23 protein-coding genes and 1 pseudogene are annotated in these 21,388 nt (G+C 41.6%); 18 read left to right on the top strand and 6 right to left on the bottom strand.

Annotated features, from left to right (window positions below; all coding sequences use genetic code 11):
• The gene (gene sigK / locus ACY8D0_RS20270) at positions 1-717 is read right to left on the bottom strand and encodes an RNA polymerase sporulation sigma factor SigK (protein WP_462412292.1); all 717 of its coding nucleotides are present in this window, start codon (positions 715-717) and stop codon (positions 1-3) included.
• Between the two features lie 232 nt (positions 718-949).
• Entirely contained in the window at positions 950-1,489 is a 540-nt protein-coding gene (gene pssA, locus ACY8D0_RS20265; RefSeq protein WP_462412291.1) for a CDP-diacylglycerol--serine O-phosphatidyltransferase, read from the bottom strand.
• Between the two features lie 128 nt (positions 1,490-1,617).
• Between pssA and ACY8D0_RS20260 the strand changes: the two genes are divergently transcribed.
• A complete protein-coding gene (locus ACY8D0_RS20260; protein WP_462412290.1) occupies positions 1,618-2,403 on the top strand; it encodes a phosphatidylserine decarboxylase in 786 nt (261 codons plus the stop codon).
• A 68-nt stretch (positions 2,404-2,471) separates the two neighbouring features.
• Here ACY8D0_RS20260 and ACY8D0_RS20255 read toward each other — a convergent pair whose 3' ends face one another.
• Positions 2,472-2,612, bottom strand: coding sequence for a sporulation histidine kinase inhibitor Sda (locus ACY8D0_RS20255; protein ID WP_462412289.1), 141 nt, complete (start codon positions 2,610-2,612; stop codon positions 2,472-2,474).
• A gap of 504 nt (positions 2,613-3,116) precedes the next feature.
• On the opposite strand from ACY8D0_RS20255, the gene ACY8D0_RS20250 reads away from it, so the two are divergent.
• From ACY8D0_RS20250 to ACY8D0_RS20215, 8 genes are read left to right on the top strand one after another with little or no spacing between them, the layout of a single operon-like run.
• A complete protein-coding gene (locus ACY8D0_RS20250) occupies positions 3,117-3,632 on the top strand; it encodes a YqeG family HAD IIIA-type phosphatase (protein ID WP_462412288.1) in 516 nt (171 codons plus the stop codon).
• 3 nt (positions 3,633-3,635) lie between these two features.
• The gene (yqeH, locus tag ACY8D0_RS20245) at positions 3,636-4,745 is read left to right on the top strand and encodes a ribosome biogenesis GTPase YqeH (protein ID WP_462412287.1); all 1,110 of its coding nucleotides are present in this window, start codon (positions 3,636-3,638) and stop codon (positions 4,743-4,745) included.
• A gap of 28 nt (positions 4,746-4,773) precedes the next feature.
• Complete coding sequence (aroE, locus tag ACY8D0_RS20240; protein ID WP_462412286.1) at positions 4,774-5,613, top strand: shikimate dehydrogenase; 840 nt, start codon at positions 4,774-4,776, stop codon at positions 5,611-5,613.
• On the top strand, positions 5,607-5,897 hold the full coding sequence (yhbY, locus tag ACY8D0_RS20235) for a ribosome assembly RNA-binding protein YhbY (RefSeq protein WP_462412285.1): 291 nt from the start codon (positions 5,607-5,609) through the stop codon (positions 5,895-5,897). Before aroE ends, yhbY begins: the two co-directional genes overlap by 7 nt.
• 17 nt (positions 5,898-5,914) lie before the next feature.
• Positions 5,915-6,484 carry a nicotinate-nucleotide adenylyltransferase gene (locus ACY8D0_RS20230; protein WP_462412284.1) on the top strand — a complete coding sequence of 190 codons (570 nt, stop codon included), beginning with the start codon at positions 5,915-5,917 and terminating at the stop codon, positions 6,482-6,484.
• The gene (gene yqeK / locus ACY8D0_RS20225) at positions 6,474-7,043 is read left to right on the top strand and encodes a bis(5'-nucleosyl)-tetraphosphatase (symmetrical) YqeK (protein ID WP_462412283.1); all 570 of its coding nucleotides are present in this window, start codon (positions 6,474-6,476) and stop codon (positions 7,041-7,043) included. The genes ACY8D0_RS20230 and yqeK overlap by 11 nt, the downstream gene beginning before the upstream one ends.
• Complete coding sequence (gene rsfS, locus ACY8D0_RS20220) at positions 7,044-7,400, top strand: ribosome silencing factor (protein ID WP_462412282.1); 357 nt, start codon at positions 7,044-7,046, stop codon at positions 7,398-7,400.
• Complete coding sequence (locus ACY8D0_RS20215) at positions 7,397-8,140, top strand: class I SAM-dependent DNA methyltransferase (protein WP_462412281.1); 744 nt, start codon at positions 7,397-7,399, stop codon at positions 8,138-8,140. The genes rsfS and ACY8D0_RS20215 overlap by 4 nt, the downstream gene beginning before the upstream one ends.
• Positions 8,141-8,208: 68 nt before the next feature.
• Here ACY8D0_RS20215 and comER read toward each other — a convergent pair whose 3' ends face one another.
• Positions 8,209-9,033, bottom strand: coding sequence for a late competence protein ComER (gene comER / locus ACY8D0_RS20210; RefSeq protein ID WP_462412280.1), 825 nt, complete (start codon positions 9,031-9,033; stop codon positions 8,209-8,211).
• A gap of 86 nt (positions 9,034-9,119) precedes the next feature.
• Here comER and ACY8D0_RS20205 point away from each other — a divergent pair, with 86 nt between their 5' ends.
• The 3 genes and pseudogenes from ACY8D0_RS20205 (at position 9,120) to ACY8D0_RS20195 (ending at position 13,268) form a co-directional block, all read left to right on the top strand.
• Positions 9,120-9,779: a helix-hairpin-helix domain-containing protein gene (locus ACY8D0_RS20205; protein WP_462412279.1), complete on the top strand. Its 660-nt coding sequence runs from the start codon at positions 9,120-9,122 to the stop codon at positions 9,777-9,779.
• Between the two features lie 637 nt (positions 9,780-10,416).
• A pseudogene (locus ACY8D0_RS20200) lies at positions 10,417-10,866 on the top strand (ComE operon protein 2); the annotation flags it as partial.
• Between the two features lie 89 nt (positions 10,867-10,955).
• Positions 10,956-13,268, top strand: a complete 2,313-nt coding sequence (locus ACY8D0_RS20195; protein WP_462412278.1) for a DNA internalization-related competence protein ComEC/Rec2 — start codon at positions 10,956-10,958, stop codon at positions 13,266-13,268.
• 70 nt (positions 13,269-13,338) lie between these two features.
• Here the strand turns inward: ACY8D0_RS20195 and ACY8D0_RS20190 are convergent, their stop codons facing one another.
• A complete protein-coding gene (locus ACY8D0_RS20190; RefSeq protein WP_042458588.1) occupies positions 13,339-13,473 on the bottom strand; it encodes a YqzM family protein in 135 nt (44 codons plus the stop codon).
• A 303-nt stretch (positions 13,474-13,776) separates the two neighbouring features.
• Between ACY8D0_RS20190 and holA the strand changes: the two genes are divergently transcribed.
• Positions 13,777-14,793, top strand: coding sequence for a DNA polymerase III subunit delta (gene holA, locus ACY8D0_RS20185; RefSeq protein ID WP_462412277.1), 1,017 nt, complete (start codon positions 13,777-13,779; stop codon positions 14,791-14,793).
• Positions 14,794-14,856: 63 nt separating this feature from the next.
• On the opposite strand, the gene rpsT is transcribed toward holA, so the two are convergent.
• A complete protein-coding gene (gene rpsT / locus ACY8D0_RS20180; protein ID WP_462412276.1) occupies positions 14,857-15,117 on the bottom strand; it encodes a 30S ribosomal protein S20 in 261 nt (86 codons plus the stop codon).
• Between the two features lie 200 nt (positions 15,118-15,317).
• Between rpsT and gpr the strand changes: the two genes are divergently transcribed.
• The 5 genes from gpr to hemW all read left to right on the top strand — a co-directional run bounded on the left by gpr (position 15,318) and on the right by hemW (position 21,266).
• Complete coding sequence (gene gpr / locus ACY8D0_RS20175) at positions 15,318-16,436, top strand: GPR endopeptidase (RefSeq protein ID WP_462412275.1); 1,119 nt, start codon at positions 15,318-15,320, stop codon at positions 16,434-16,436.
• Positions 16,437-16,560: 124 nt separating this feature from the next.
• Complete coding sequence (locus tag ACY8D0_RS20170; RefSeq protein WP_462412274.1) at positions 16,561-17,745, top strand: stage II sporulation protein P; 1,185 nt, start codon at positions 16,561-16,563, stop codon at positions 17,743-17,745.
• A gap of 32 nt (positions 17,746-17,777) precedes the next feature.
• Positions 17,778-18,104 (top strand): DUF3679 domain-containing protein, encoded by a 327-nt coding sequence (locus ACY8D0_RS20165; RefSeq protein WP_462412273.1) that lies wholly within the window; start codon positions 17,778-17,780, stop codon positions 18,102-18,104.
• Positions 18,105-18,208: 104 nt separating this feature from the next.
• Positions 18,209-20,044, top strand: a complete 1,836-nt coding sequence (gene lepA / locus ACY8D0_RS20160) for a translation elongation factor 4 (RefSeq protein WP_462412272.1) — start codon at positions 18,209-18,211, stop codon at positions 20,042-20,044.
• Positions 20,045-20,126: 82 nt separating this feature from the next.
• Positions 20,127-21,266, top strand: a complete 1,140-nt coding sequence (hemW, locus tag ACY8D0_RS20155; RefSeq protein WP_462412271.1) for a radical SAM family heme chaperone HemW — start codon at positions 20,127-20,129, stop codon at positions 21,264-21,266.
• Positions 21,267-21,388 lie beyond the last annotated feature (122 nt).

The following is a 21,388-nucleotide window of genomic DNA, read 5'->3' as shown; positions in this document are numbered from 1 at the left end:
CTAGCCTCTTTTTTTCTTTTCTTTTTCCGCCCTGTAAAATTCATGGAACATTTTCATTAACGCGCGTTTTTCAATCCTTGAAACATAGCTGCGGGAAATTCCTAGTTCTTTGGCAATTTCCCTTTGTGTTTTTTCTTTTTGCAAATCGAGGCCAAACCGACCGATGATGACTTCCTTCTCGCGATCATCAAGAACTTCAATATACTTTTTAATTTTTTCAAGCTCCATGTTTAACTGGATCGTGTCAATGACATCTTCTGATTCTGACTTCAATACATCAATCAGGGAAATTTCGTTTCCTTCCTTATCCTGGCCAATCGGGTCATGCAAAGAAACATCTTTTTTTGTTTTCTTGAGAGCCCGCAAATGCATGAGAATTTCATTTTCTATACATCTGGCGGCATAGGTAGCTAACTTCGTGCCTTTCCCTTCAGAATAGCTTTCAATGGCCTTAATCAAACCAATCGTTCCAATCGAAATCAGATCCTCGGAATCTTCACCGGTATTTTCAAATTTCTTGACGATGTGTGCAACGAGCCGCAAATTGTGCTCGATTAACATATTCCGCGCATGGGAATCCCCTTCTGCCATCAATCGCAAATACTTTCTTTCGTCTGCGGCGGATAGCGGTTGGGGAAAGGCATTATTCTTTACATATGAAACAAGAAATAAAAATTCCTTCACTAAATATCCAAGAGCCGTCATGATTCCAGACATCCACATCCACCCCGCATCTGTATTGGACTTTAGCCTATTACTAATTCCTATGAAAAAAACGGGTAATTGTGTCTGTCCATATTATTTTATTTCAAATTAGTCCTATTAGCGTAAAAACACCTGCCCGGCATGTGCCATTAGCAGGTGTTTTGGTTATTTATATACTATAGGAAATTATTACTGTTCTTTGAGCATGGTCCAGCTTCAGGCGCCTTCGCTTTTCATATCAGCCTTATACTTTTTTTAGTTTAAAGGTGCTGACCATTAAAAATGAGAGAATGATCATAATAAATAAGAACATATATGCCGGGGCATAAGGAATGGCCAAAAAGCTGAGTGTAGCGATGCATCCGGCGGCCGTGATTGGCAAACCGGTAAAGTAGCCATTACTTTCTGTGATATTAAACCGTGCTAACCGAAACGCCCCGCATCCTATATAGAAAACCGTAAAAAAGGAACCGGGTCCGCCAAATTCATGCAAGATACCTTGATATAACAATAGTGCCGGTGCCATCCCAAATGATATAATATCACTCATGGAATCCAATTGTTTGCCGAGGTCAGATTCAATATTGAATTTTCGGGCTACCATCCCGTCAAACCTGTCTGCCAGAGCCGCGATAAAGATGAGCAGCAGGCTGAGCCGGAGGTTACCGTGAATCCCGAAAACGATTGCAAAGCCTCCTAAAGAAAGATTTGTCAGAGTGATTACATTGGCTGTTTGGGATTTTAATTTTTTAATTGTTTGGTCAAGAACGTTCTGTAAAAACATTTCTCGGCACCACTCCTTTTTACCATGAAAGGGAAAAATTTATCAGGTAAGTTACTCTATAATATTTTATTCTAAGTCTTTTATGTCTGTACGTAAAGAGTATTTTTACACTTTTTGGGGGTTGTTGCATGATTCAAACGCTGTATCGATTGTTAATTGAATTGACCAATGGAAGATGGACATCTGTGATTTTAAAGCGCTTTTCCCATTCGCGTGTCAGCCGGCTTATTGTGCCATCATTTGCAAAAGTCTACCACTTAAATCAAGCTGAAATGGAACGGAAATTACAGGATTTCCCAACGCTTCATGATTTATTTGTCAGAAATCTAAAACAGGACGTACGGCCCGTCGATCAAAATCCGGAGTCGGTCGTCAGCCCAGTGGATGCGGTGGTCGCGGATATTGGTTCTATTGAGGAAACCAGCGAGATTACAGTTAAAGGGAAAATCTATTCCATTGAAGAGATGCTCGGTGATCAAGAGGTTTTACATAAATACTTAAATGGAACCTACATTATTCTTTATTTGAGTCCCAGCCATTATCATCGGATCCATAGTCCCGTTGATGGAACAGTCACGAAGCAGTGGACGCTTGGGTCCAAATCTTACCCGGTTAATAAATGGGGGTTAAAATATGGGGTCAGGACCCTTGCAAAAAATTTCCGTGTTATTACAGAGGTCAAAACAAAATATGGGCATGTCGCAATTGTCAAAGTAGGAGCCATGTTTGTGAACTCCATTGAAACAACACATAAGGGCTCATCATTGACAAAGGGCGGAGAAATAGCCTATTTCAGTTTTGGTTCCACGGTTGTCTTATTATTTGAAAAGGGCAGTTTTCAATTAAATTCCGGTATTCAAACACCGAAGGATATCAAAATGGGGGAAGTGCTTGGAACCTTCACCCAAAGATAGGACATGCCTCTCGCGTCTGTTATGTTTCTGATAAAAAAGAAAAGCCCTTAAAGGGCGCGGAATAAAAGCTATGAAGACCTTTTGATTTTATGAATAAGGGAGCGGCGCCGGATTTCTGATTCAATCAGGCTAATGAATTCCGGGCTCAAGTTCAGCTCTCTTGCTTTATAATAGGATTCAATAAGCAATTCATCTGACAGTTTGCGCATGTCAGGGTCCACCTCCAGTTTTAAAATAAATTGTTCTATTTTTTAAAGGCTACCATAAACTAGTAGGTTCAGTGGGTGTAACCTAAATCTACCAAATTTATTCCTGTAGAACAATCGTTCTGATTATCCACAGAATCCAGTGGATAAGTTGTGGTTAACTTGTTTATAAATGGTAAAAAACCGAAAGACTCAATGGGTAAAATGTTAATAACTTTATCCACAGTGATCGAAAAAGTTGAACTTTGTCGAAAAGTTTTTTTGCTGATTTACGGAAAACGTCATATTTTTAGTGAATATTGTGTCTTTCCTCATGATTTGGTATTATTCAATCTTATCATTTGACAACATTTGAAGAACACTATACAAATAAGGACTATATCCCGCTTATTCTTTGAAACGGCGGAAAAAAACGGGTATGATGATACACAGAATGGAAGATGCCTGTTTATAAGAAAATATGGATAATTTCCTGATAATTTTTAGTTCCGATGGGGTGTAAGCTTAGTGTTAAAACAATTTTTACCGGATGAGCATGTCAAAAGTGTCCTGGATATAAAGCCTGAACATTTAAAAGATAGAGGAGTAAAAGGGATTATTACCGATTTGGATAATACTCTGGTCGAATGGGACCGGCCCAGCGCCACCCCGGCCTTAATTGAATGGTTTGACCAAATGAAACAAAACAACATTCTCGTCACGATTGTCTCAAACAATAATGAAGATCGGGTAAAAGCGTTTGCCGACCCGCTGAAAATCCCGTTTATTTTTCGTGCCAGAAAACCATTGATTCCAGCTTTTAATCGTGCCTTAAGACAAATGGGGATTCAAAAAGAAGAGGCCGTGGTCATTGGGGACCAATTGTTAACGGATGTTCTCGGCGGCAACCGCAGCGGGTTTCATACCATTCTTGTGGTTCCTGTTGCCCAAACGGATGGACTGGCCACAAAATTTAACCGGTTTGTCGAGCGAAGAATATTAAATTGGTTCCGTAAAAAAGGGATGTTACAGTGGGAGGATTAACCTGTGAATGAATTAGAACATTACTGTACTGGATGCGGCATTAAGATTCAAACGGAAGACCCCGAAAAAATCGGCTATTCCCCGGCTTCAGCCTTGGAAAAGGAAACCGTTATCTGCCAAAGGTGTTTTCGGTTAAAGCATTATAATGAGGTACAGGACGTCAGTTTAACCGATGACGACTTTTTAAAAATCCTGAATGGGATAAGCAAGACTGACGCTTTAATCGTTATGGTTGTTGACATATTTGACTTCAATGGCAGCTGGCTGCCTGGACTGCACCGCTTTGCGGGCAAGAATAAAGTGCTGCTTGTTGGCAATAAGGTGGACCTTCTGCCAAAATCGGTCAAGCACAACAAGCTGATCCAATGGATGAAAGCACAAGCAAAGGAACTGGGTCTGCGGCCGGAGGATGTTTTTTTGGTAAGTGCGGCTAAGGGGTGGTTCATGAAAGAAACCGCTGCTGCCATTGATGAATACCGGAACGGTAAGGACGTTTATGTAGTGGGTTGTACCAATGTCGGGAAATCAACGTTTATCAACCGTATCATTAAGGAAGTAACTGGCGAGAGCGATTTGATTACCACCTCACATTTCCCTGGTACCACATTGGATATTATCAAAATTCCGCTTGATGACGGCAAAGCTTTAATGGATACACCGGGGATTATTAATCACCATCAAATGGCCCACTTCGTCGATAAGAGGGATTTAAAAATCATCACCCCTAAAAAGGAAATCAAACCAAAGGTTTTTCAATTAAATGAAAGCCAATCCTTATTTTTTGGCGGCCTGGCGCGTTTTGATTATGTGAGCGGCGGGGGGAGAAGCTCGTTTGTTTGTTATCTGTCAAACGAATTAAATATCCATCGAACTAAAACAGAAAATGCAGACGAGCTTTATGAAAACCATGCCGGTGAGATGCTGACACCGCCCCGGGGGGACCAAATGGAGAGTTTTCCTGAATTAGTAAAACAAGAGTTTATGGTCAAAGATGCAAAGACTGATATTGTTTTTTCGGGACTGGGCTGGGTGACTGTAAACGAGCCTGGAACCAAAATCCATGCGTATGTTCCAAGGGGCGTCCAAACGTTAATTCGAAAATCATTAATATAAAGGCTTTTTAGGGCGAGAGGAGATTGACATGAAAAAGTTATTTGGGGTTATTGGGGATCCCATTGCCCACTCTATGTCTCCGGTTATGCACAATGACTTGTTTGCTTTTTACGAAATCGAGGCATATTATCTTCCGTTCCAGGTGAAAACGGAGAATCTAGAGGAAGCTGTCAAGGGCTTCAAAGCGATTGGGGCAGGAGGGTTTAATGTGACTGTTCCCCATAAGCAGAGGATTATTCCTTATTTAGATGAAGTCGACGAACTTGCTAAGGCCATTGGGGCAGTGAATACGGTTGTTCATTCGAACGGGAAATTAATTGGTTATAATACGGATGGTCCCGGATTTTTAACCGGAGTAAAGGCAATCATTTCATCTTTCGAAGGTAAAAGGATTTTGATTATCGGAGCGGGCGGGGCGGCCCGGGCAATTTATTTCACTTTGGCAAAGGAAAAACCTTTGGCTATTGACATTGCCAACCGAACGGTGGACAAGGCGAAAGCATTGATTGAAGAATGTCCTTATCAAACCAGCTCAAGTGCTTATTCTTTAACCCAAGCAGAGACACTAACAAGTGAATACGATTTAATTGTCCAAACCACTTCTATCGGCATGGCTCCCCATATTTCCAGACAGCCCATAAATTTAACAGCCGTGAAGGAAGGGACAACGGTATGTGATATTGTATACAATCCGCTTGAAACCAAGTTTTTACATCAGGCCCACGAAAATGGTGCGACAATCCAGAATGGAATTGATATGTTTGTTTACCAAGGGGCACTTGCCTTTGAAAAATGGACAGGGATTGCGCCCGATGTCGACAGAATGAGAATAAATGTTTTGAAACAACTAGGAGGAACGATATGTTAACAGGAAAACAAAAACGGTTTTTACGCTCGAAGGCTCACCATTTAGATCCGATTTTCCAAGTGGGGAAGGGCGGAGTGAATGAAAATATGATTAAACAAATCCGGGATGCACTTGAAGCCCGGGAATTATTTAAGGTCAGTGTGTTGCAGAATTGTGAGGAGGATAAGACAGTAGTCGCGGATCAGCTTGCCAAAGGCGCCGATGCCGAACTAGTCCAAATTATCGGGAATACCATCGTCCTTTATAAGGAATCCGAAGAAAACAAACAAATTGTTCTTCCTTAATCGTCCAGGAGGTTGACATGAAGAAAATAGGCATATTAGGAGGAACTTTTGATCCTCCCCATAACGGACATCTTTTAATCGCGAACGAGGTTCGATTTGCCATGGAGCTGGATGAAGTTTGGTTCATGCCTAACAGCGTGCCGCCGCATAAAGAAAAATCAGGAACAGTTACAAATGAACAGCGTCTGCAGATGCTGAATCTGGCCATCCAAGGGAACCCAGCTTTTCATATACAACCGATTGAACTTGAACGAGAGGGCCGTTCCTATACAGTGGATACTATGGAATTAATCCATTCCCGCTATAAGGATCATCAATTTTATTTTATTATTGGGGCGGATATGATTGAATATTTGCCTAAATGGCATAAAATTGACCAACTTGTCAAGCTTGTTCAATTTGTCGGCGTTGACCGCCCTTCCTATAGCCATCAAACTGAATATCCGGTCCTTTATGTGGATGTTCCGGCCATGGATATTTCATCGAGCATGATTAGAGACAGAGTGAAAAACGGTGGGACTGTCCGATATTTACTGCCGGATTCGGTTATTCATTTTATAGAGGAGAATCACCTATATGGAACGTGAAACTGCGTTAAATCTTGTAAAACCGCAATTAACAGAGCATCGTTATGTGCACACGCTTGGGGTAATGGAAACGGCTATTTCCTTAGCCAAAAAGTATGGTGCTAATGAAAAAAAGGCTGAAATCGCAGCCATTTTTCATGACTATGCCAAGTTTCGTCCTAAAGAGGAAATGAGGTCCATCATAAATCGGCAAAACTTCTCTCAGGATTTATTGGATTATAATGCCGAATTATGGCATGCTCCGGTCGGTGCTTTTTTGACAGAAACAGAAGCAGGGATTACCGATGAGGAGATCCTAAATGCCATCCGCTATCATACTTCAGGTCGTCCCGGTATGTCGCTGCTTGAAAAGATTATTTACTTGGCGGATTATATTGAACCAGGCCGGCATTTCCCAGGTGTCGAGGAAGTAAGGCAGCTGGCAGAAGAAGATTTAGATCTGGCACTAATAAAAGCCGTTCAAAATACCATCTTCTTCTTAATGAAAAAAAATCAGCAAGTTTATCCGGAAACGTTTCATACGTATAATGATTTAATAAGACATGGAAGGAATGATTGAATGGATAACCAAGAATTACTAAAGATTGCCGTAAAAGCGGCTGACGATAAGCGGGCCGAGAATATTTTGGCTTTAAACATGACGGGGATTTCCTTAATTGCGGATTATTTTATCATTTGCCACGGCAATTCTGATAAGCAGGTCCAGGCCATTGCAAGGGAAATCAAAGACAAGGCTTCGGAAAATGGTTATGATGTAAAGCGATTGGAAGGTTTTGATGAGGCTGGCTGGGTATTAATTGATTTAGGGGATGTAGTTGCCCACGTGTTCCATCGGGATCAAAGAACCTATTATAACTTAGAGCGCCTATGGGGCGATGCGCCCAAGGTAGATGTGCTTAGCGAGTTAAATTCATGAGCTATGAGCAGTTTGCCTTCCTTTATGATGAACTGATGAAGGAAGCCCCTTACGATGAATGGGTCCGTTTTGTAAAAGAAAAATTGGAACAATATGATGTTAAAGGTGCCCGGCTTTTGGATTTGGCCTGCGGCACCGGGCAGCTTTCCATTCGATTTGCCAAACAAGGTTTCCAAGTAACCGGCGTCGATTTGTCCAGTGAAATGCTCGCTGTGGCCCAAACAAAAGCAGAACAAGAAGGTGTAAAAATTCCTTTATATCAGCAGAACATGGCGGAGTTGGAAGCACCGGGAACATTTGATATCATCGGGATATTCTGCGACTCGTTAAATTACCTGGAAACCGAGCAAGAAGTCCAGGAAACATTTGCCCGTGTATTTGACCATTTAGAACCAGGGGGACTGTTCATCTTCGATGTTCATTCACTTTACAAAATGACAGACATCTTTATAGACCAAACCTTTGCATTCGACGATGAAGTCATTTCTTATATCTGGAATAGTTTTCCAGGAGAAAATCCTTTCAGTGTGGAACATGAACTTAGTTTTTTTGTATTGGATGAAGCGACGGGTAAGTACGACCGATATGAGGAACTTCACAAACAACGGACATTCCCGCCGGAACAATATGGTTCGTGGTTAAGGCAGAAGGGTTTTAAGCTATTGGAAATAAATGCCGACTTTGAACACACAGCACCCCAGTCGCAATCCGAAAGGATATTTTTTATCGCACAAAAATAAGAGAAGCCACCTTTTTAAAAGATGGCTTTTTTTATTCCATTTGCAGGAGTTTGAAAAATATTGTCGAATTATTGTGTTGAAAACTGATGTTCCACTTTTTCAAGATCCTCTTTAAACTTATTGTGCGTGGCTTGGAATAAATGTTCAAACATCTCCCCAAGCTCATTCTCGAGCACCTTGATTCCCTCCCCGGTAATGCCGCCTTTTACACATACTTTATCCTGAAGTGATGGCAATGTATAATGCTGCTGTTTTAACAATTCTCCTAACCCTACAATCATTTCACTTGTTAATATCGTGGCAGTCTTTTCATCAATCGCGGTTTCTTTTACAGCCGCTTTGATAAACCCCTGAAGTAAATAACTAAAGAAGGCGGGTCCGCAGCTGACAATATCGGAGGCAACCCGGGTAATATTTTCTTCAATCGGGACTGGAACGGAAATCCTCTTCATTAATGAATCTATGACGTCCTTCCAGTCCTCCTGGCATTGGTCTCCATAAGTAATTAATGAAACCCCCGCTAATGCCCGATTGGTGATGCTTGGTATAATTCGGGCCACAGAGCAGGATACTTTGCTTTCAATTTGGCTGGTACTGATAGGGCTTGTAATCGAAACAAGGCATTTATTTTCTGAAAGAAAGGGGTGAATTTCATCGATAATTTTAAAAACGTCCAGCGGCTTTACACAAATAAACAGCAAATCGGACTGGTCTGCCACTTCCTGAGCACTGATCCCAACCCTTATACTCGGATATTTATCTCTAAGCTCCATAGCTTTGGCAATCGTCCTGTTGGTTATGAGCATTGAGGAAGGGGATATTGCATTTCCGTCGAGTAAAGCCTCCACCAAAATTCTCCCCATATTACCGGTCCCAATTATTCCTATTTTCATTGTTTCCGCCCCTCCTTCTCTCCAAGTTCTTTTATAACCATATGAAACCTGTTAGGAAAATATACCTTTTGAAAGGAAGGATCACTTTGAAAGACTGGCTGATGGAACACAAGGTTTATGTTATTGTTTTTATTCTCGTTGTCATTGGTGGCGGTTATTACATTTCACAACAAGGAAACCCAGATCTCATATCCCATCAAACAAGTACTGACGAAGAAAATCAGGAAAAAGCAATATCTGAAGAAACAATATCTGAAGAAACTAACCAGAAGCAGGTGGAAACGGTCCAACAACCAGAGCTGCTAATGGTGGATGTGAAGGGACAGATTAAACAGCCGGGAGTTTATCCAGCAAAGGCAGGAGAGCGGGTGATTGATCTCATTTCCCGTGCAGGGGGGTTCACAGAACTTGCGGACCAAGGTCAGGTCAATCTAGCGCAACATATCGAAGATGAAATGATCATCTATATACCCGCAAAAGAGGAAGGAACCAGCCCTGCTGTTGCTGCTGCAGGCGGCGGAGCTACCCCTGCTATACAAGGGCAAAATCAGGGGAAAATCAATATCAATAAGGCCGATGCCAGTGAGTTGGAAAACCTGCCGGGGATTGGCCCTTCCAAAGCGGCCGCAATCATTGAATATCGGGAGACGAACGGTCCGTTTAAGTCTGCCGAGGATTTAAAAAACATCAGCGGAATTGGTGACAAAACCTTTGAAAAGCTAAAGGATGCGGTAGCTGTAAAATGATTGTTTTCGTTGACCTTAGAGACAAGCAGGATTAAACTTTAGTAAGAAAAGCGCAAGCGCCCCGGTCAGCGCCGTATGGCCTCCTCGAAAAAGCTAACGCTTTTCCTTCGTGCTATGCTTATGTACTCGAAGCATTCCTTTGTGGAGCTCTCCAACTGAGATAAGGTGAAACTTCAATCAGCGAACGTTTTTCTCGCTGATTGTTAGTTGAACCAATCGGGTTCTTACTGGCAGTTGAGAATCTACTGCCCGTTGAACGGGATAAAGGAAACACGGAGAGCGAAGGACTAGGGCGCTCCTCGAAAAAGCTAACGCTTTTTCTTCGTGCGATGTAAATGCTGTCAAAGCCTTCCTTGTGGAGCTGGACAGTACCCAAAGACAAGACATCAATATTTATTTATCTTTTAAAAATAACGCTCTGTTAAAGGATATTGTTGATTTTTATAGCACTCTGTTGATTGGAGCGGAAGGCGTTCGACTCCTGCGGGAGTACGGGGCTGGGGAGACCCCGCAGGCGCTTCCAGCGCCGAGGAGGCTCCCCGGTACGCCCGCGGAAAGCGAACGACTGGAGCGGAAATCAACAGCCATGTTTAACTGAGCCAAAAATAAAAATACTTTTGGGAGTGTGGAGACAACAGTGACTACTAGAATTTCTTGGGATCAATATTTTATGGCGCAAAGCCATTTACTTGCATTAAGGAGCACATGCATGCGATTGACAGTGGGCGCAACGATTGTCAGAGAAAAACGGATTATTGCCGGCGGCTATAATGGCTCAATTGCCGGTGGCGACCATTGTATCGATAAGGGATGTTATGTCATTGACCATCATTGTGTAAGAACGATTCATGCCGAAATGAACGCCCTATTGCAATGTGCCAAGTTTGGTGTTCCAACAGAAAATGCGGAAATATATGTAACCCACTTTCCTTGTCTGCAATGCTGTAAAGCGATTATCCAAGCAGGTATCAAAACGGTTTATTACGCTAAAGATTATAAAAATCATCCTTATGCGATTGAATTGTTTGACCAAGCAGGTGTTAAGGTTGAAAAAGTGGAATTAACCGAGCAGGTCATCGATTTCAGGGAGATTCAAGCCTGAAGGCATCAGGTGCGCCGGACTGGTCCGGCGCCCATCGATTTATACTATCCCATACGGAGAGGCATAAATAAAATATGAATGGTAGATATATCTATTTCGCAATCGCGGCATTGTTTAGTGTGCTTGCAATTCTTATTAGTTTTGTACCGTTTGCCCTGTTAACAGCCATTTACCTTTATTGCCTTTATAAATACAAGAGATGGAAAAGCCGGCAGTTACTGCTTCTGATTATTTCAATATTCATTTTTATGGTTAGCGGGTTTCACGCGGTTGATAAAAATAATACGGCTATCCCGGAAGGAACATCCACTTTTGTCCTCAAATTCATCCAAGACCCGCAACTGGATGGAGACCTGCTCCAAGTACAGGCCCAAGACCTTCAGTACCATGAAAAGATTCTTGTCCGATACAAACTCCGGTCCAAGCAGGAAAAAGACCGCACAGGCGGCCAGTCTTTTTATGATATGAACTGCAGCGTGACAGGGGAGATGAAGAAACCCAGTATCTCCAAAAACCCCAATCTATTTAATTACCGCCAATATTTAGCCACCAAAAATATCTTTTGGATTGTCGAACTAGACCAAAACCCTTTGCAAAACTGTACCCCTTTAAAAACCACCCCCTTAACAATGGTAAAACAAATCCGATTCAATGGTATCCGCTATCTTGAGAAGCACTTCCCAAATGAAATCGCTTCGCTGTCATCCGCGCTCATTTATGGAGACCGGAGTTTATTCGACCCCGAAATACTAGAAAATTATCAAGAAACAGGCCTTGTTCATTTGCTGGCAATTTCCGGCCTCCATGTAACCCTTCTTACGGGCGCTGTGTTTTTTATGGGAATACGAATTGGCTTGACAAGGCAATTTATGTTGAATTTTCTTCTTATCGTCCTTCCGGTTTATGCGGTTCTCACAGGTGCATCTCCCTCGGTCATCCGCTCGGTTTTGATGATTTGTTTGGTCATATTGGCGGAAAAATCGGAACACAAACTTACCACACTGGATGCCATTAGCCTGGCGTTTATACTATACCTGTTTATCCAGCCCTTTATTGTTATGGATGTTGGTTTCCAATTATCTTTTTCGGTTAGTTTTGCCATTATTTTATCCGCACGGCAGCTCCTTAGAGGAAGCCAAAACAGTCTATTCCAAATGGTGAAAGTATCGTTGGTTTCCCAGTTGTCGGCATTGCCCTGTTTGCTATTTCATTTTTATGAAATGTCGCTGATCGGGATTATTACCAATATGATCTATATCCCACTATTTTCTTTTCTGTATTTGCCACTCAGTTATTTGCTGCTCTTCATCCAAATGATCCTCGGAAAAACACCTGCCTTGTTTACTCAATTCTATTTAGGAGTGGTCCATGTTGCGGACAACCTGCTGCGATTTTTAGGGGATATATCCTTGGCGGTATTTACACCTGGCAAACCGCCATTGTTTCTCTTGATAGTCTACATAGTTTTAATATTGGCCAGTTTTTATTGCTGGGAAATCAAAGGCAATAAAAAACTTTTATTCTGTTTGTTGTCTATCTTGTTTTCCTTTCAATTTATATTCAATTGGATAAATATTTACGGAGAGGTAACGATGATCGATGTGGGGCAAGGAGACAGCCTATTGATTCATTTGCCCCATGGAAAAGGGAACTATCTGATCGATACAGGGGGCACTGTAACGTTTGCCGGGGAGGAATGGCAACAAAGACGGAAACCATTTGAAGTGGGCCGGGATGTGGTGGTGCCGTATTTAAAAAGCAAAGGAATTACGACCATTGATAAATTGATTTTGACCCATGGTGATATGGATCATGTCGGAGGAGCGTTTGCCGTTATAAAAGAGCTTAAGGTTAAAGAGATTTTAATGCCTTCCGTCCATGAACCTTCAGAAACGGAAATCTCTATAGAAAATGAGGCAGAAAAGAAAAATATTCCTGTGATTAGGGTATCGGAAAATGACCGTTGGGAGAACGGATTGGCGCAATTTACCATATTGGGGCCCGAGGAAGATTTTAACGGCGAGCGTAACAGTGGTTCAATTGCAATTTTTGCCAGAATTGGTGGTCTTGATTGGTTTACTGCAGGCGACCTGGACCAAGAAGGGGAGGAGAGAATCCTTCAAAAATACCCCCACCTTCAGGTGAATGTATTTAAGGCAGGACATCACGGCAGTAAAACATCAAATTCCGCTGGTTTGATCAAAAGGACCACACCAGAAATTGCCCTTATTTCAGTAGGGGAACATAATCGGTTCGGTCACCCAAACCAAGAGGTGATAAACAGATTGGAAGAAGCCGGAGCCACCATTTTTCGTACTGACCGGCAAGGGGCAATCAGCTACAGATTTTTTCGGCATTCAGGAACCTTTTTTTCGTATCTGCCATAAGATAAACCAGAAATATAAAAAAGACTGCTTAAAGGTAGCAGTCTCTTTTATATCACTATGTAACCTTTTATTAAGAACCAATTAACTTGATGACTGTAGCGATGATAAACATCGTTGCAAAAAATCCGAATGAAACGATAAATCCAACCCCAGAATCGATTGCGTCATTACGTTTGCTTTGCACATTTTTTTCAAATTCGTTCACAGTCTGTCCCCCCTATTTCACCTATAGTATAAGTGATTTAAGAAAAAAAATCCAGCTTGTGTTTAACCTGGCTTTCCTGTCCTGTCAAGTGTTGTCAAAATAGTTTGATTAGCCTAGGGCTATAATAACTTTACCCAATGAACTCCGTCAGGAATTGCAGCATGATGCTGCTGTTACTGGCGTTCATATAGATCGGGAATTGGCACTTAAAAGACAAAAGCTGTCAATTCCCTTTTACCACTTGTCAAATTGTCCAAGCTTCATTACGATAAGAGAGGATGAAATGAAGGGGAGCGCTGGACAATGGCAATAGAATTATGGAAAAAAATCAAACGGGAAGAATTTGCTCCCATTTATTTATTATATGGAACGGAAGCATATTTAATCCATGAAACTAAACAGCTGATAATTAACCGATTATTAACTGAAGATGAGCGGGATTTTAACTTTTCTGCCTATGATTTGGAAGAAACGCCAATTGAGCTTGCCATTGAGGATGCGGAAACGTTTCCTTTTTTCGGGGACAGAAAGGTGATTTTTTTACATAACCCTGTTTTCTTGACTGCCGAGAAATCAAAGGGAAAAGTGGAACATAATTTAACACGCTTTGAAGAATATTTAAGTAAACCGGCACCGTTTACCGTCATGGTTATTTCCGCCCCATATGAAAAACTCGATGAACGGAAGAAACTGACAAAAGAATTGAAACGTCAAGGGGAAGTTCTCGAAGCAAAAAAATTATCAGAGCATGAGCTAAAGAATTGGATTCAAGATGCCGCAAAAACGAAAGGAAAAGTTTTTGAGGCGGATGCCGTGGATCAATTGCTTGCGCTTGTCGGCACCAATATGTTTATGATCTCCAGTGAAATCGAAAAGCTTTCGTTATATGCTGCTGAAGAAACAAAGATTGACCGGAACTTGGTGGAAAAATTGGCCGCTCGGTCGCTGGAGCAAAATATTTTCACTTTAATTGAGAAAGTCGTGCAACGTAAGTTGGATGAAGCATTGCGAATCTATTATGATCTGCTAAAGCAAAACGAGGAGCCGATTAAGATTTTGGCATTACTTGCGGGACAGTTCAGGCTCATTTACCAAGTAAAGGAACTATCTAGACGGGGGTATGGGCAACAGCAAATCGCAGGGCTTTTAAAAACACATCCGTTTCGTGTAAAGCTCGCGCTTGGACAAGCAGGAAGATTTACCGATGAAGAGTTGGCAAACCTGATGGAATTGTTAGCAGAAGCCGATTACCAAATGAAAACTGGGGGAGCCAACAAATCACTGTTGATCGAGATGTTACTATTCAGGTTACAGAAATAAAAAAGCAATAAAAAAACGATTCCCGTTATAGGAATCGTTTTTTTATGTTTTTAAGCTCTATTATTATAGGCTGTTAACTTTTTTAGTCAGGCGGGCTTTTTGGCGAGCAGCCGCATTCTTGTGGATAAGACCTTTAGCAGCAGCTTTGTCCAATTTGCTGGAAGCAGTAACTAAAGCTTCTTTAGCAGCAGCAGCATCGTTAATTGTAACAGCAGATTCAACTTTTTTCACTGCAGTACGCATTGCAGATTTCGCCATTGTATTTTGAGCATTACGAGCTTCGCTAGTTTTTACACGCTTAATAGCAGATTTAATGTTAGGCATTACTTTCACCTCCTACAAAGAATCGAGACTATGTGAACTCGACTTTACGTTCATTAACATGATTCGCAACAAATGATATTTTATCAAACAGTTACCCAGATTGCAATGGAATTCATGATATTCGCCTGCATGTTTTTTTAAATTCAGGGTAAAAATAGGAAATAGTTTCTCATGTTAGGAAATTTTTAGGAGTGATTATCATGAAGAAATCCATTGATTTAAGTCAATACTCGGTCCGGACAGATTTGGCCATCGAAGCAAGCGAAATGGTGCTGGCCAGCCAATCGGTTGAACAAGGGCAAAATCTTTCGCAAATTGAAGGCGTTATTATTAAGGAAAAAGATATTGACGATATCAAACTATCGTTAGTGGAAGTCACGAAACAGGGCGAAGAGCAAATAGGTAAAAAAGCCGGAAGATATTTAACTCTCGAGGTTCAGGGAATCCGCGAGCAGAATACCGAGACCCAGCAAAAGGTGGAGGAAATTTTTGCTAAGGAATTCTCGCATTTTTTAGAAGGCTCAGGGGTGAAGAAAACCGATTCCTGCCTTGTAGTAGGATTAGGAAATTGGAATGTGACACCAGATGCCTTAGGTCCGATGGTTTGTGAAAACTTGCTGATTACCCGCCACTTGTTTCAATTGCAGCCAGAAAGTGTTGAAGAAGGTTACCGCCCGGTCAGTGCATTGGCACCGGGAGTCATGGGGCTGACGGGAATTGAGACGAGTGACATTATTTTTGGAATCGTGGATAAAACCAAGCCTGATTTCGTCATTGCCATTGATGCTTTGGCATCGCGTTCCATCGAACGGGTAAATTCGACGATTCAAATTTCGGACACCGGCATCCATCCGGGTTCGGGTGTAGGGAATAAACGGAAAGAATTAAGTAAAGACACTTTGGGTGTCCCGGTCATTGCGATTGGTGTCCCAACTGTTGTGGACGCGGTTTCCATTACCAGCGACACCATTGATTTTATCCTTAAACATTTTGGCAGGGAAATGCGGGAAGGTAACCGGCCATCAAGGTCTTTGGCCCCTGCAGGCTTGAGTTTTGGCGAACGCCGGGTGCTGACGGATGAGGACTTGCCCGAGGAACAGCATCGGAAAACTTTCTTAGGAATCATCGGAACATTACCAGATGATGAAAAACGGAAACTAATCTATGAAGTATTGTCCCCGCTTGGGCATAATTTAATGGTCACGCCAAAGGAAGTTGATGTTTTCATCGAGGATATGGCGAACTTAATTGCCAATGGTCTGAATTCTGCTCTTCACAGTTCAGTTAACCAGGATAATGCAGGATTTTATACGAGATAAAAAAGTTTTAGGAATGCTTTTGAGATTCTACTATTTTCAAAAGCATTCCTATTTCACATTTATGGTTCTATCAATTCTAGTAACGGCATAAGTTTTACTAGAATTTTTATTTAGGGGTGGAACCATGAAAACAAAGGCATCTGGTACGTTTATTATGGTGCAGGGAACGAGCGTAATGAAACTAGCTGCAGCATTTTTTTTGTTTATTCTATTGATATTCTCGCTAAGCGGTGTCATGACATCGTTAAAACCCCAGTATAAATTATCTTCACCGTCAGTTAATCAAGCCACAACCCAAGTGAATGGGGAACTGCTTTATCAGTTAATGGGTTGGGAAAATCACCACTTTTTAACCGTGAAGCGGGATGTTGAGGCGCCTAAATGGACCAATGTCATTTTCAGTTTAACCAGCAATATTAATTTGGACGATCCGCGAAGTCTATTGGGCCGGGAACTTCCAGGGTTTTATCAATTTGATGGCCAAATTTTAGTAGCAGGGGAGGGCACCAATTATACGAACATGCCGATGGAATCATCTCCGCCAACAGAGATCATGAAGTCAGAGCGGGAAGCGGCATTGCAGAATTTAGAAGGAATCGAAAATTCGGATAATGCAGCTCCTGGGGAAACACCCGGTCAGACAACAGGTGGCCGGAAAGTAGTCTATCTGTATTTTTCTCATAACCGTGAATCGTATTTGCCTTATTTGCAAGGGGTCACAAATCCCAATTTAGCCTACCATTCGCAAATTAATGTAACCAAAATCGGCGATCACCTCAAAGCGAGTCTAGAACAAAAGGGAATTGGAACAGAAATAGATAAAACAGATATAATGGGTAATTTAACAGCTAAGGGTTTAACCATGCCAAGTGCATATAAGGAATCCAACACGGTCGTTCAAGCTGCCATGGCATCCAATCGGGATCTATCTTATTTAATTGATATCCATCGTGATTCGCAGCGAAAAGAGAAAACAACTGTTACGATCAATGGACAACCATATGCAAAACTTGCCTTTATCATCGGCGGAAAAAATCCTAACTATGAAAAAAATGCCAAATTGGCGTCTGACTTGAACCAACTTCTACAAGACAAATATAAAGGTTTAAGCAGAGGGGTTTTTGTAAAGAATGAGCCTGGAAGTAATAGTATCTATAATCAAAACCTTTCAGAAAATGCATTATTAATTGAATTTGGCGGTGTAGACAATACATTTGAAGAATTAAACCACTCAGCAGATGCGTTAGCGGATGTGTTTAGCGAATATTATTGGCAGGCAGAAAGTGTTAACGGAAATGTTAATCAATGATGATCCAATCAATAAATAAGGGGACATGAAGGATGAAGATGTTTTTCGCCAAAAGTCTAGTAATCATCGCCCTGATGTTTATCTCTGTATTGACCGGCATGGAACTGGCCAATAATGGGATTCACAAGATGAAGGGATATGACGACCCAAACTTTGAAAATGCTGTTGCCATCAAGGAAACAGATCAGGACCTTAACGCCACCTTCCTCGGGAATGATATTTCTAGCCATGATATTGCCGCCAAGAAGAAAAAGCTGGAAGAAATGAGTGCCTACAACTTCTTTTCCTCGATGGGGAAAAAATTGTCAGACGGACTGACAGAAGCTTCAGATAGTCTGATTAAGAAAATAACTGAGTAACAAAAGCGGCCAAGCCGCTTTTGTTCTTTTCATTGAATCTTATATATCCTGCTGATATAATCAAGAATAGTTTACGTGTGTGAAGTTTAGTAGGAGTGAACGACATGAATAGAGAAGAAAGATTAAAACGGCAGTCGAAAATCAGGAACTTTTCGATTATTGCCCATATTGACCACGGAAAGTCCACTTTGGCTGACCGGATATTAGAGAAAACAAATGCGTTGTCGTCCCGCGAAATGAAGGACCAATTGCTTGATTCCATGGACCTTGAAAGAGAACGCGGCATTACGATTAAATTAAATGCCGTCGAATTAAAATATAGGGCAAAAGATGGAGAAGAGTATATCTACCACTTGATCGATACACCTGGACATGTCGATTTTACTTATGAGGTTTCTCGCAGTCTTGCTGCTTGTGAGGGTGCGATATTGGTCGTTGACGCCGCCCAAGGCATTGAAGCCCAAACTTTGGCAAACGTTTATCTGGCGCTCGATAATGATTTGGAAATTTTGCCGGTCATCAACAAAATCGACCTGCCAAGTGCTGACCCGGAACGGGTTCGCAACGAAATTGAAGAAGTTATCGGGCTGGATGCATCCGAGGCGGTTCTAGCTTCTGCAAAAGCGGGAATTGGCATTGAGGAAATTCTCGAACAGATTGTAGAAAAAGTACCTGCACCTACTGGTAATCCGGAAGGATCATTAAAGGCGTTAATCTTTGACTCCCTTTATGATGCCTATCGCGGCGTCGTTGCCTATATTCGTGTCGTCGAAGGAACGGTTAAAGTCGGTGATAAAATTAAGATGATGGCAACCGGAGCAGAATTCGAAGTCAATGAAGTAGGGGTATTTACCCCTAAAGCAGTCCTTCGTGACGAGCTTTCTGTCGGGGATGTTGGATTCTTGACTGCGTCGATTAAAAATGTCGGTGATACCCGTGTTGGTGATACGATCACTAATGCAAAAAACGGGGCCACTGAACCGCTTCCAGGGTACCGTAAATTAAACCCAATGGTTTACTGCGGAATGTATCCGATTGATACAGCCAAATTTAATGATCTTCGTGAAGCTTTGGAAAAACTGCAATTAAACGATTCTGCCTTGCAATTTGAACCGGAAACATCACAGGCGCTTGGCTTTGGTTTCCGTTGCGGATTCTTAGGCTTGCTCCATATGGAAATCATTCAGGAACGGATTGAACGTGAATTTAAGATTGACTTAATTACAACAGCCCCAAGTGTTATCTATCAGGTTTACATGACGGATGGTACATTAATCCATGTCGATAACCCTTCTGATATGCCCGAACCGGTCAAAATTGACCGTGTGGAAGAACCATATGTAAAAGCTGCGATGATGGCGCCAAATGACTATGTTGGGGCGATCATGGAGCTTTGCCAGAATAAGCGGGGAATTTTTATCGACATGCAATACCAAGGTGAAAATCGCGTCAGCATTGTCTATGAAATACCTTTGGCGGAAATTGTCTATGACTTCTTTGACCAGTTGAAATCCAGCACCAGAGGATATGCCTCCTTTGATTACGAATTGATTGGATATAAACCATCCAGCCTTGTGAAAATGGACATTTTATTAAACGCTGAAAAAGTAGATGCCTTAAGCTTTATAGTCCATAAGGATTTTGCTTATGACCGGGGAAAAGTGATTGTAGAAAAACTCAAAGAATTAATCCCGCGCCAGCAATTTGAAGTGCCTATACAAGCGGCCATTGGTCAAAAGATTGTAGCCCGTTCGACTATTAAAGCGATGCGCAAAAACGTATTGGCTAAATGTTATGGCGGAGATATTTCCCGTAAACGCAAACTGTTGGAAAAGCAAAAAGAAGGTAAAAAACGCATGAAGCAAGTCGGCTCTGTTGAGGTGCCGCAGGAAGCATTTATGGCAGTATTAAGAATGGATGACAACAATACGAAAAAATAAATGCAGCGGGGAGGTAAGGAGAAGCCTAAAAACCAGGCGATTCCTGCCTCTTTTTGTTACTTGGAAAAGAAGGTGTTAATCAATGGTGAAAGCAACATATCTGCATATTCCATTTTGCGAACATATTTGTCATTATTGTGATTTTAATAAAGTATTTCTTAAAGGACAGCCAGTGGATGATTACTTGTCGGCCCTGGAGCAGGAAATAAAGTTGACCTTAGAGAGACGTCCAACGAAGCAGTTGGACACCATTTTTGTTGGCGGAGGGACGCCAACTTCCTTAAATGAAAAGCAATTGTACCGGTTCTGCGAAACCATACGTCAAAACTTGCCGGCAGGGCCTCGAATGGAATTTACCTTTGAAGCAAATCCCGGAGATTTATCAAAAGAAAAGTTGCAAATATTAAAAGAGGCTGGCGTAAACAGAATCAGCCTTGGGGTTCAAACTTTCAATGATGAACTGCTGAAAAAAATCGGCCGGGTCCATCGCGCAAAGGATGTTTATCATACAATTGAATCAGCCAAACAGCTAGGCTTTGAAAATATCAGCATTGATTTAATCTTTAGCCTCCCGACACAGACTATTGCAGATTTTAAGGAGTCATTAGAAATAGCCTTTTCGTTAGACATCCCCCACTATTCAGCGTACTCATTAATTATTGAGCCCAAGACCGTTTTTTATAATTTAATGAGAAAAGGATCTCTTCTGACCCCTGGTGAGGATATCGAAGCCCAAATGTATGAAATGTTAATGGAGGAAATGGAAAAACACGGATTCTGGCAATATGAAATCAGTAACTTTGCCAAGCCTGGTTATGAAAGCCGCCATAATTTAACGTATTGGAATAACGAGTGGTATTATGGATTTGGAGCAGGTGCCCATGGTTATGTGGATGGAATCAGACGTTCCAATATCGGGCCCGTCAACAGGTATATCGAGCGAGTAAACCATGGAAGTCTTCCCATACTGGAAGAACACCAAGTTACATTGACAGAGCAAATGGAAGAAGAAATGTTCTTGGGATTGCGAAAAGCCAAGGGTGTTTCCATTTCGCATTTTCAAGAAAAATTTTCAAAAGACCCGTTGTTGTTATTCCATAAAGAAATTAATGAACTGACCGGAAAACAATGGATAGAAGTTTCTGATGACAATATATATTTAACTAAAACGGGAAAGCTGTTAGGAAATGAAGTTTTTCAGGCATTTATCGGCGCAATTTAGCCCCCGGGTTAAATAAGCAGGACATTGTGTTGTAACTTGTTTTCCTAGGCTTTTATGATTGACAGCAACCCCCCTTTTTGATAATTTATTAATATAATTAGCACTCGGTAACATTGAGTGCT

This window comes from Neobacillus camarae, from assembly GCF_054950115.1.
The sequence above is the reverse complement of the archived record's forward strand: the minus strand, read 5'-3'. Positions and strand labels throughout refer to the sequence as shown.

Coding starts and splice junctions, on each gene's coding strand:
- sigK (WP_462412292.1), bottom strand. CDS start 717: ATGTCTGGAATCATGACGGCTCTTGGATATTTAGTGAAGGAATTTTTA.
- ACY8D0_RS20165 (WP_462412273.1), top strand. CDS start 17,778: ATGAAGATGTTTTTCGCCAAAAGTCTAGTAATCATCGCCCTGATGTTT.
- yqeK (WP_462412283.1), top strand. CDS start 6,474: ATGGAACGTGAAACTGCGTTAAATCTTGTAAAACCGCAATTAACAGAG.
- ACY8D0_RS20215 (WP_462412281.1), top strand. CDS start 7,397: ATGAGCTATGAGCAGTTTGCCTTCCTTTATGATGAACTGATGAAGGAA.
- holA (WP_462412277.1), top strand. CDS start 13,777: ATGGCAATAGAATTATGGAAAAAAATCAAACGGGAAGAATTTGCTCCC.
- ACY8D0_RS20260 (WP_462412290.1), top strand. CDS start 1,618: ATGATTCAAACGCTGTATCGATTGTTAATTGAATTGACCAATGGAAGA.
- lepA (WP_462412272.1), top strand. CDS start 18,209: ATGAATAGAGAAGAAAGATTAAAACGGCAGTCGAAAATCAGGAACTTT.
- hemW (WP_462412271.1), top strand. CDS start 20,127: ATGGTGAAAGCAACATATCTGCATATTCCATTTTGCGAACATATTTGT.
- rpsT (WP_462412276.1), bottom strand. CDS start 15,117: ATGCCTAACATTAAATCTGCTATTAAGCGTGTAAAAACTAGCGAAGCT.
- ACY8D0_RS20170 (WP_462412274.1), top strand. CDS start 16,561: ATGAAAACAAAGGCATCTGGTACGTTTATTATGGTGCAGGGAACGAGC.
- ACY8D0_RS20195 (WP_462412278.1), top strand. CDS start 10,956: ATGAATGGTAGATATATCTATTTCGCAATCGCGGCATTGTTTAGTGTG.
- rsfS (WP_462412282.1), top strand. CDS start 7,044: ATGGATAACCAAGAATTACTAAAGATTGCCGTAAAAGCGGCTGACGAT.
- gpr (WP_462412275.1), top strand. CDS start 15,318: ATGAAGAAATCCATTGATTTAAGTCAATACTCGGTCCGGACAGATTTG.
- pssA (WP_462412291.1), bottom strand. CDS start 1,489: ATGTTTTTACAGAACGTTCTTGACCAAACAATTAAAAAATTAAAATCC.
- ACY8D0_RS20230 (WP_462412284.1), top strand. CDS start 5,915: ATGAAGAAAATAGGCATATTAGGAGGAACTTTTGATCCTCCCCATAAC.
- ACY8D0_RS20255 (WP_462412289.1), bottom strand. CDS start 2,612: ATGCGCAAACTGTCAGATGAATTGCTTATTGAATCCTATTATAAAGCA.
- aroE (WP_462412286.1), top strand. CDS start 4,774: ATGAAAAAGTTATTTGGGGTTATTGGGGATCCCATTGCCCACTCTATG.
- comER (WP_462412280.1), bottom strand. CDS start 9,033: ATGAAAATAGGAATAATTGGGACCGGTAATATGGGGAGAATTTTGGTG.
- yhbY (WP_462412285.1), top strand. CDS start 5,607: ATGTTAACAGGAAAACAAAAACGGTTTTTACGCTCGAAGGCTCACCAT.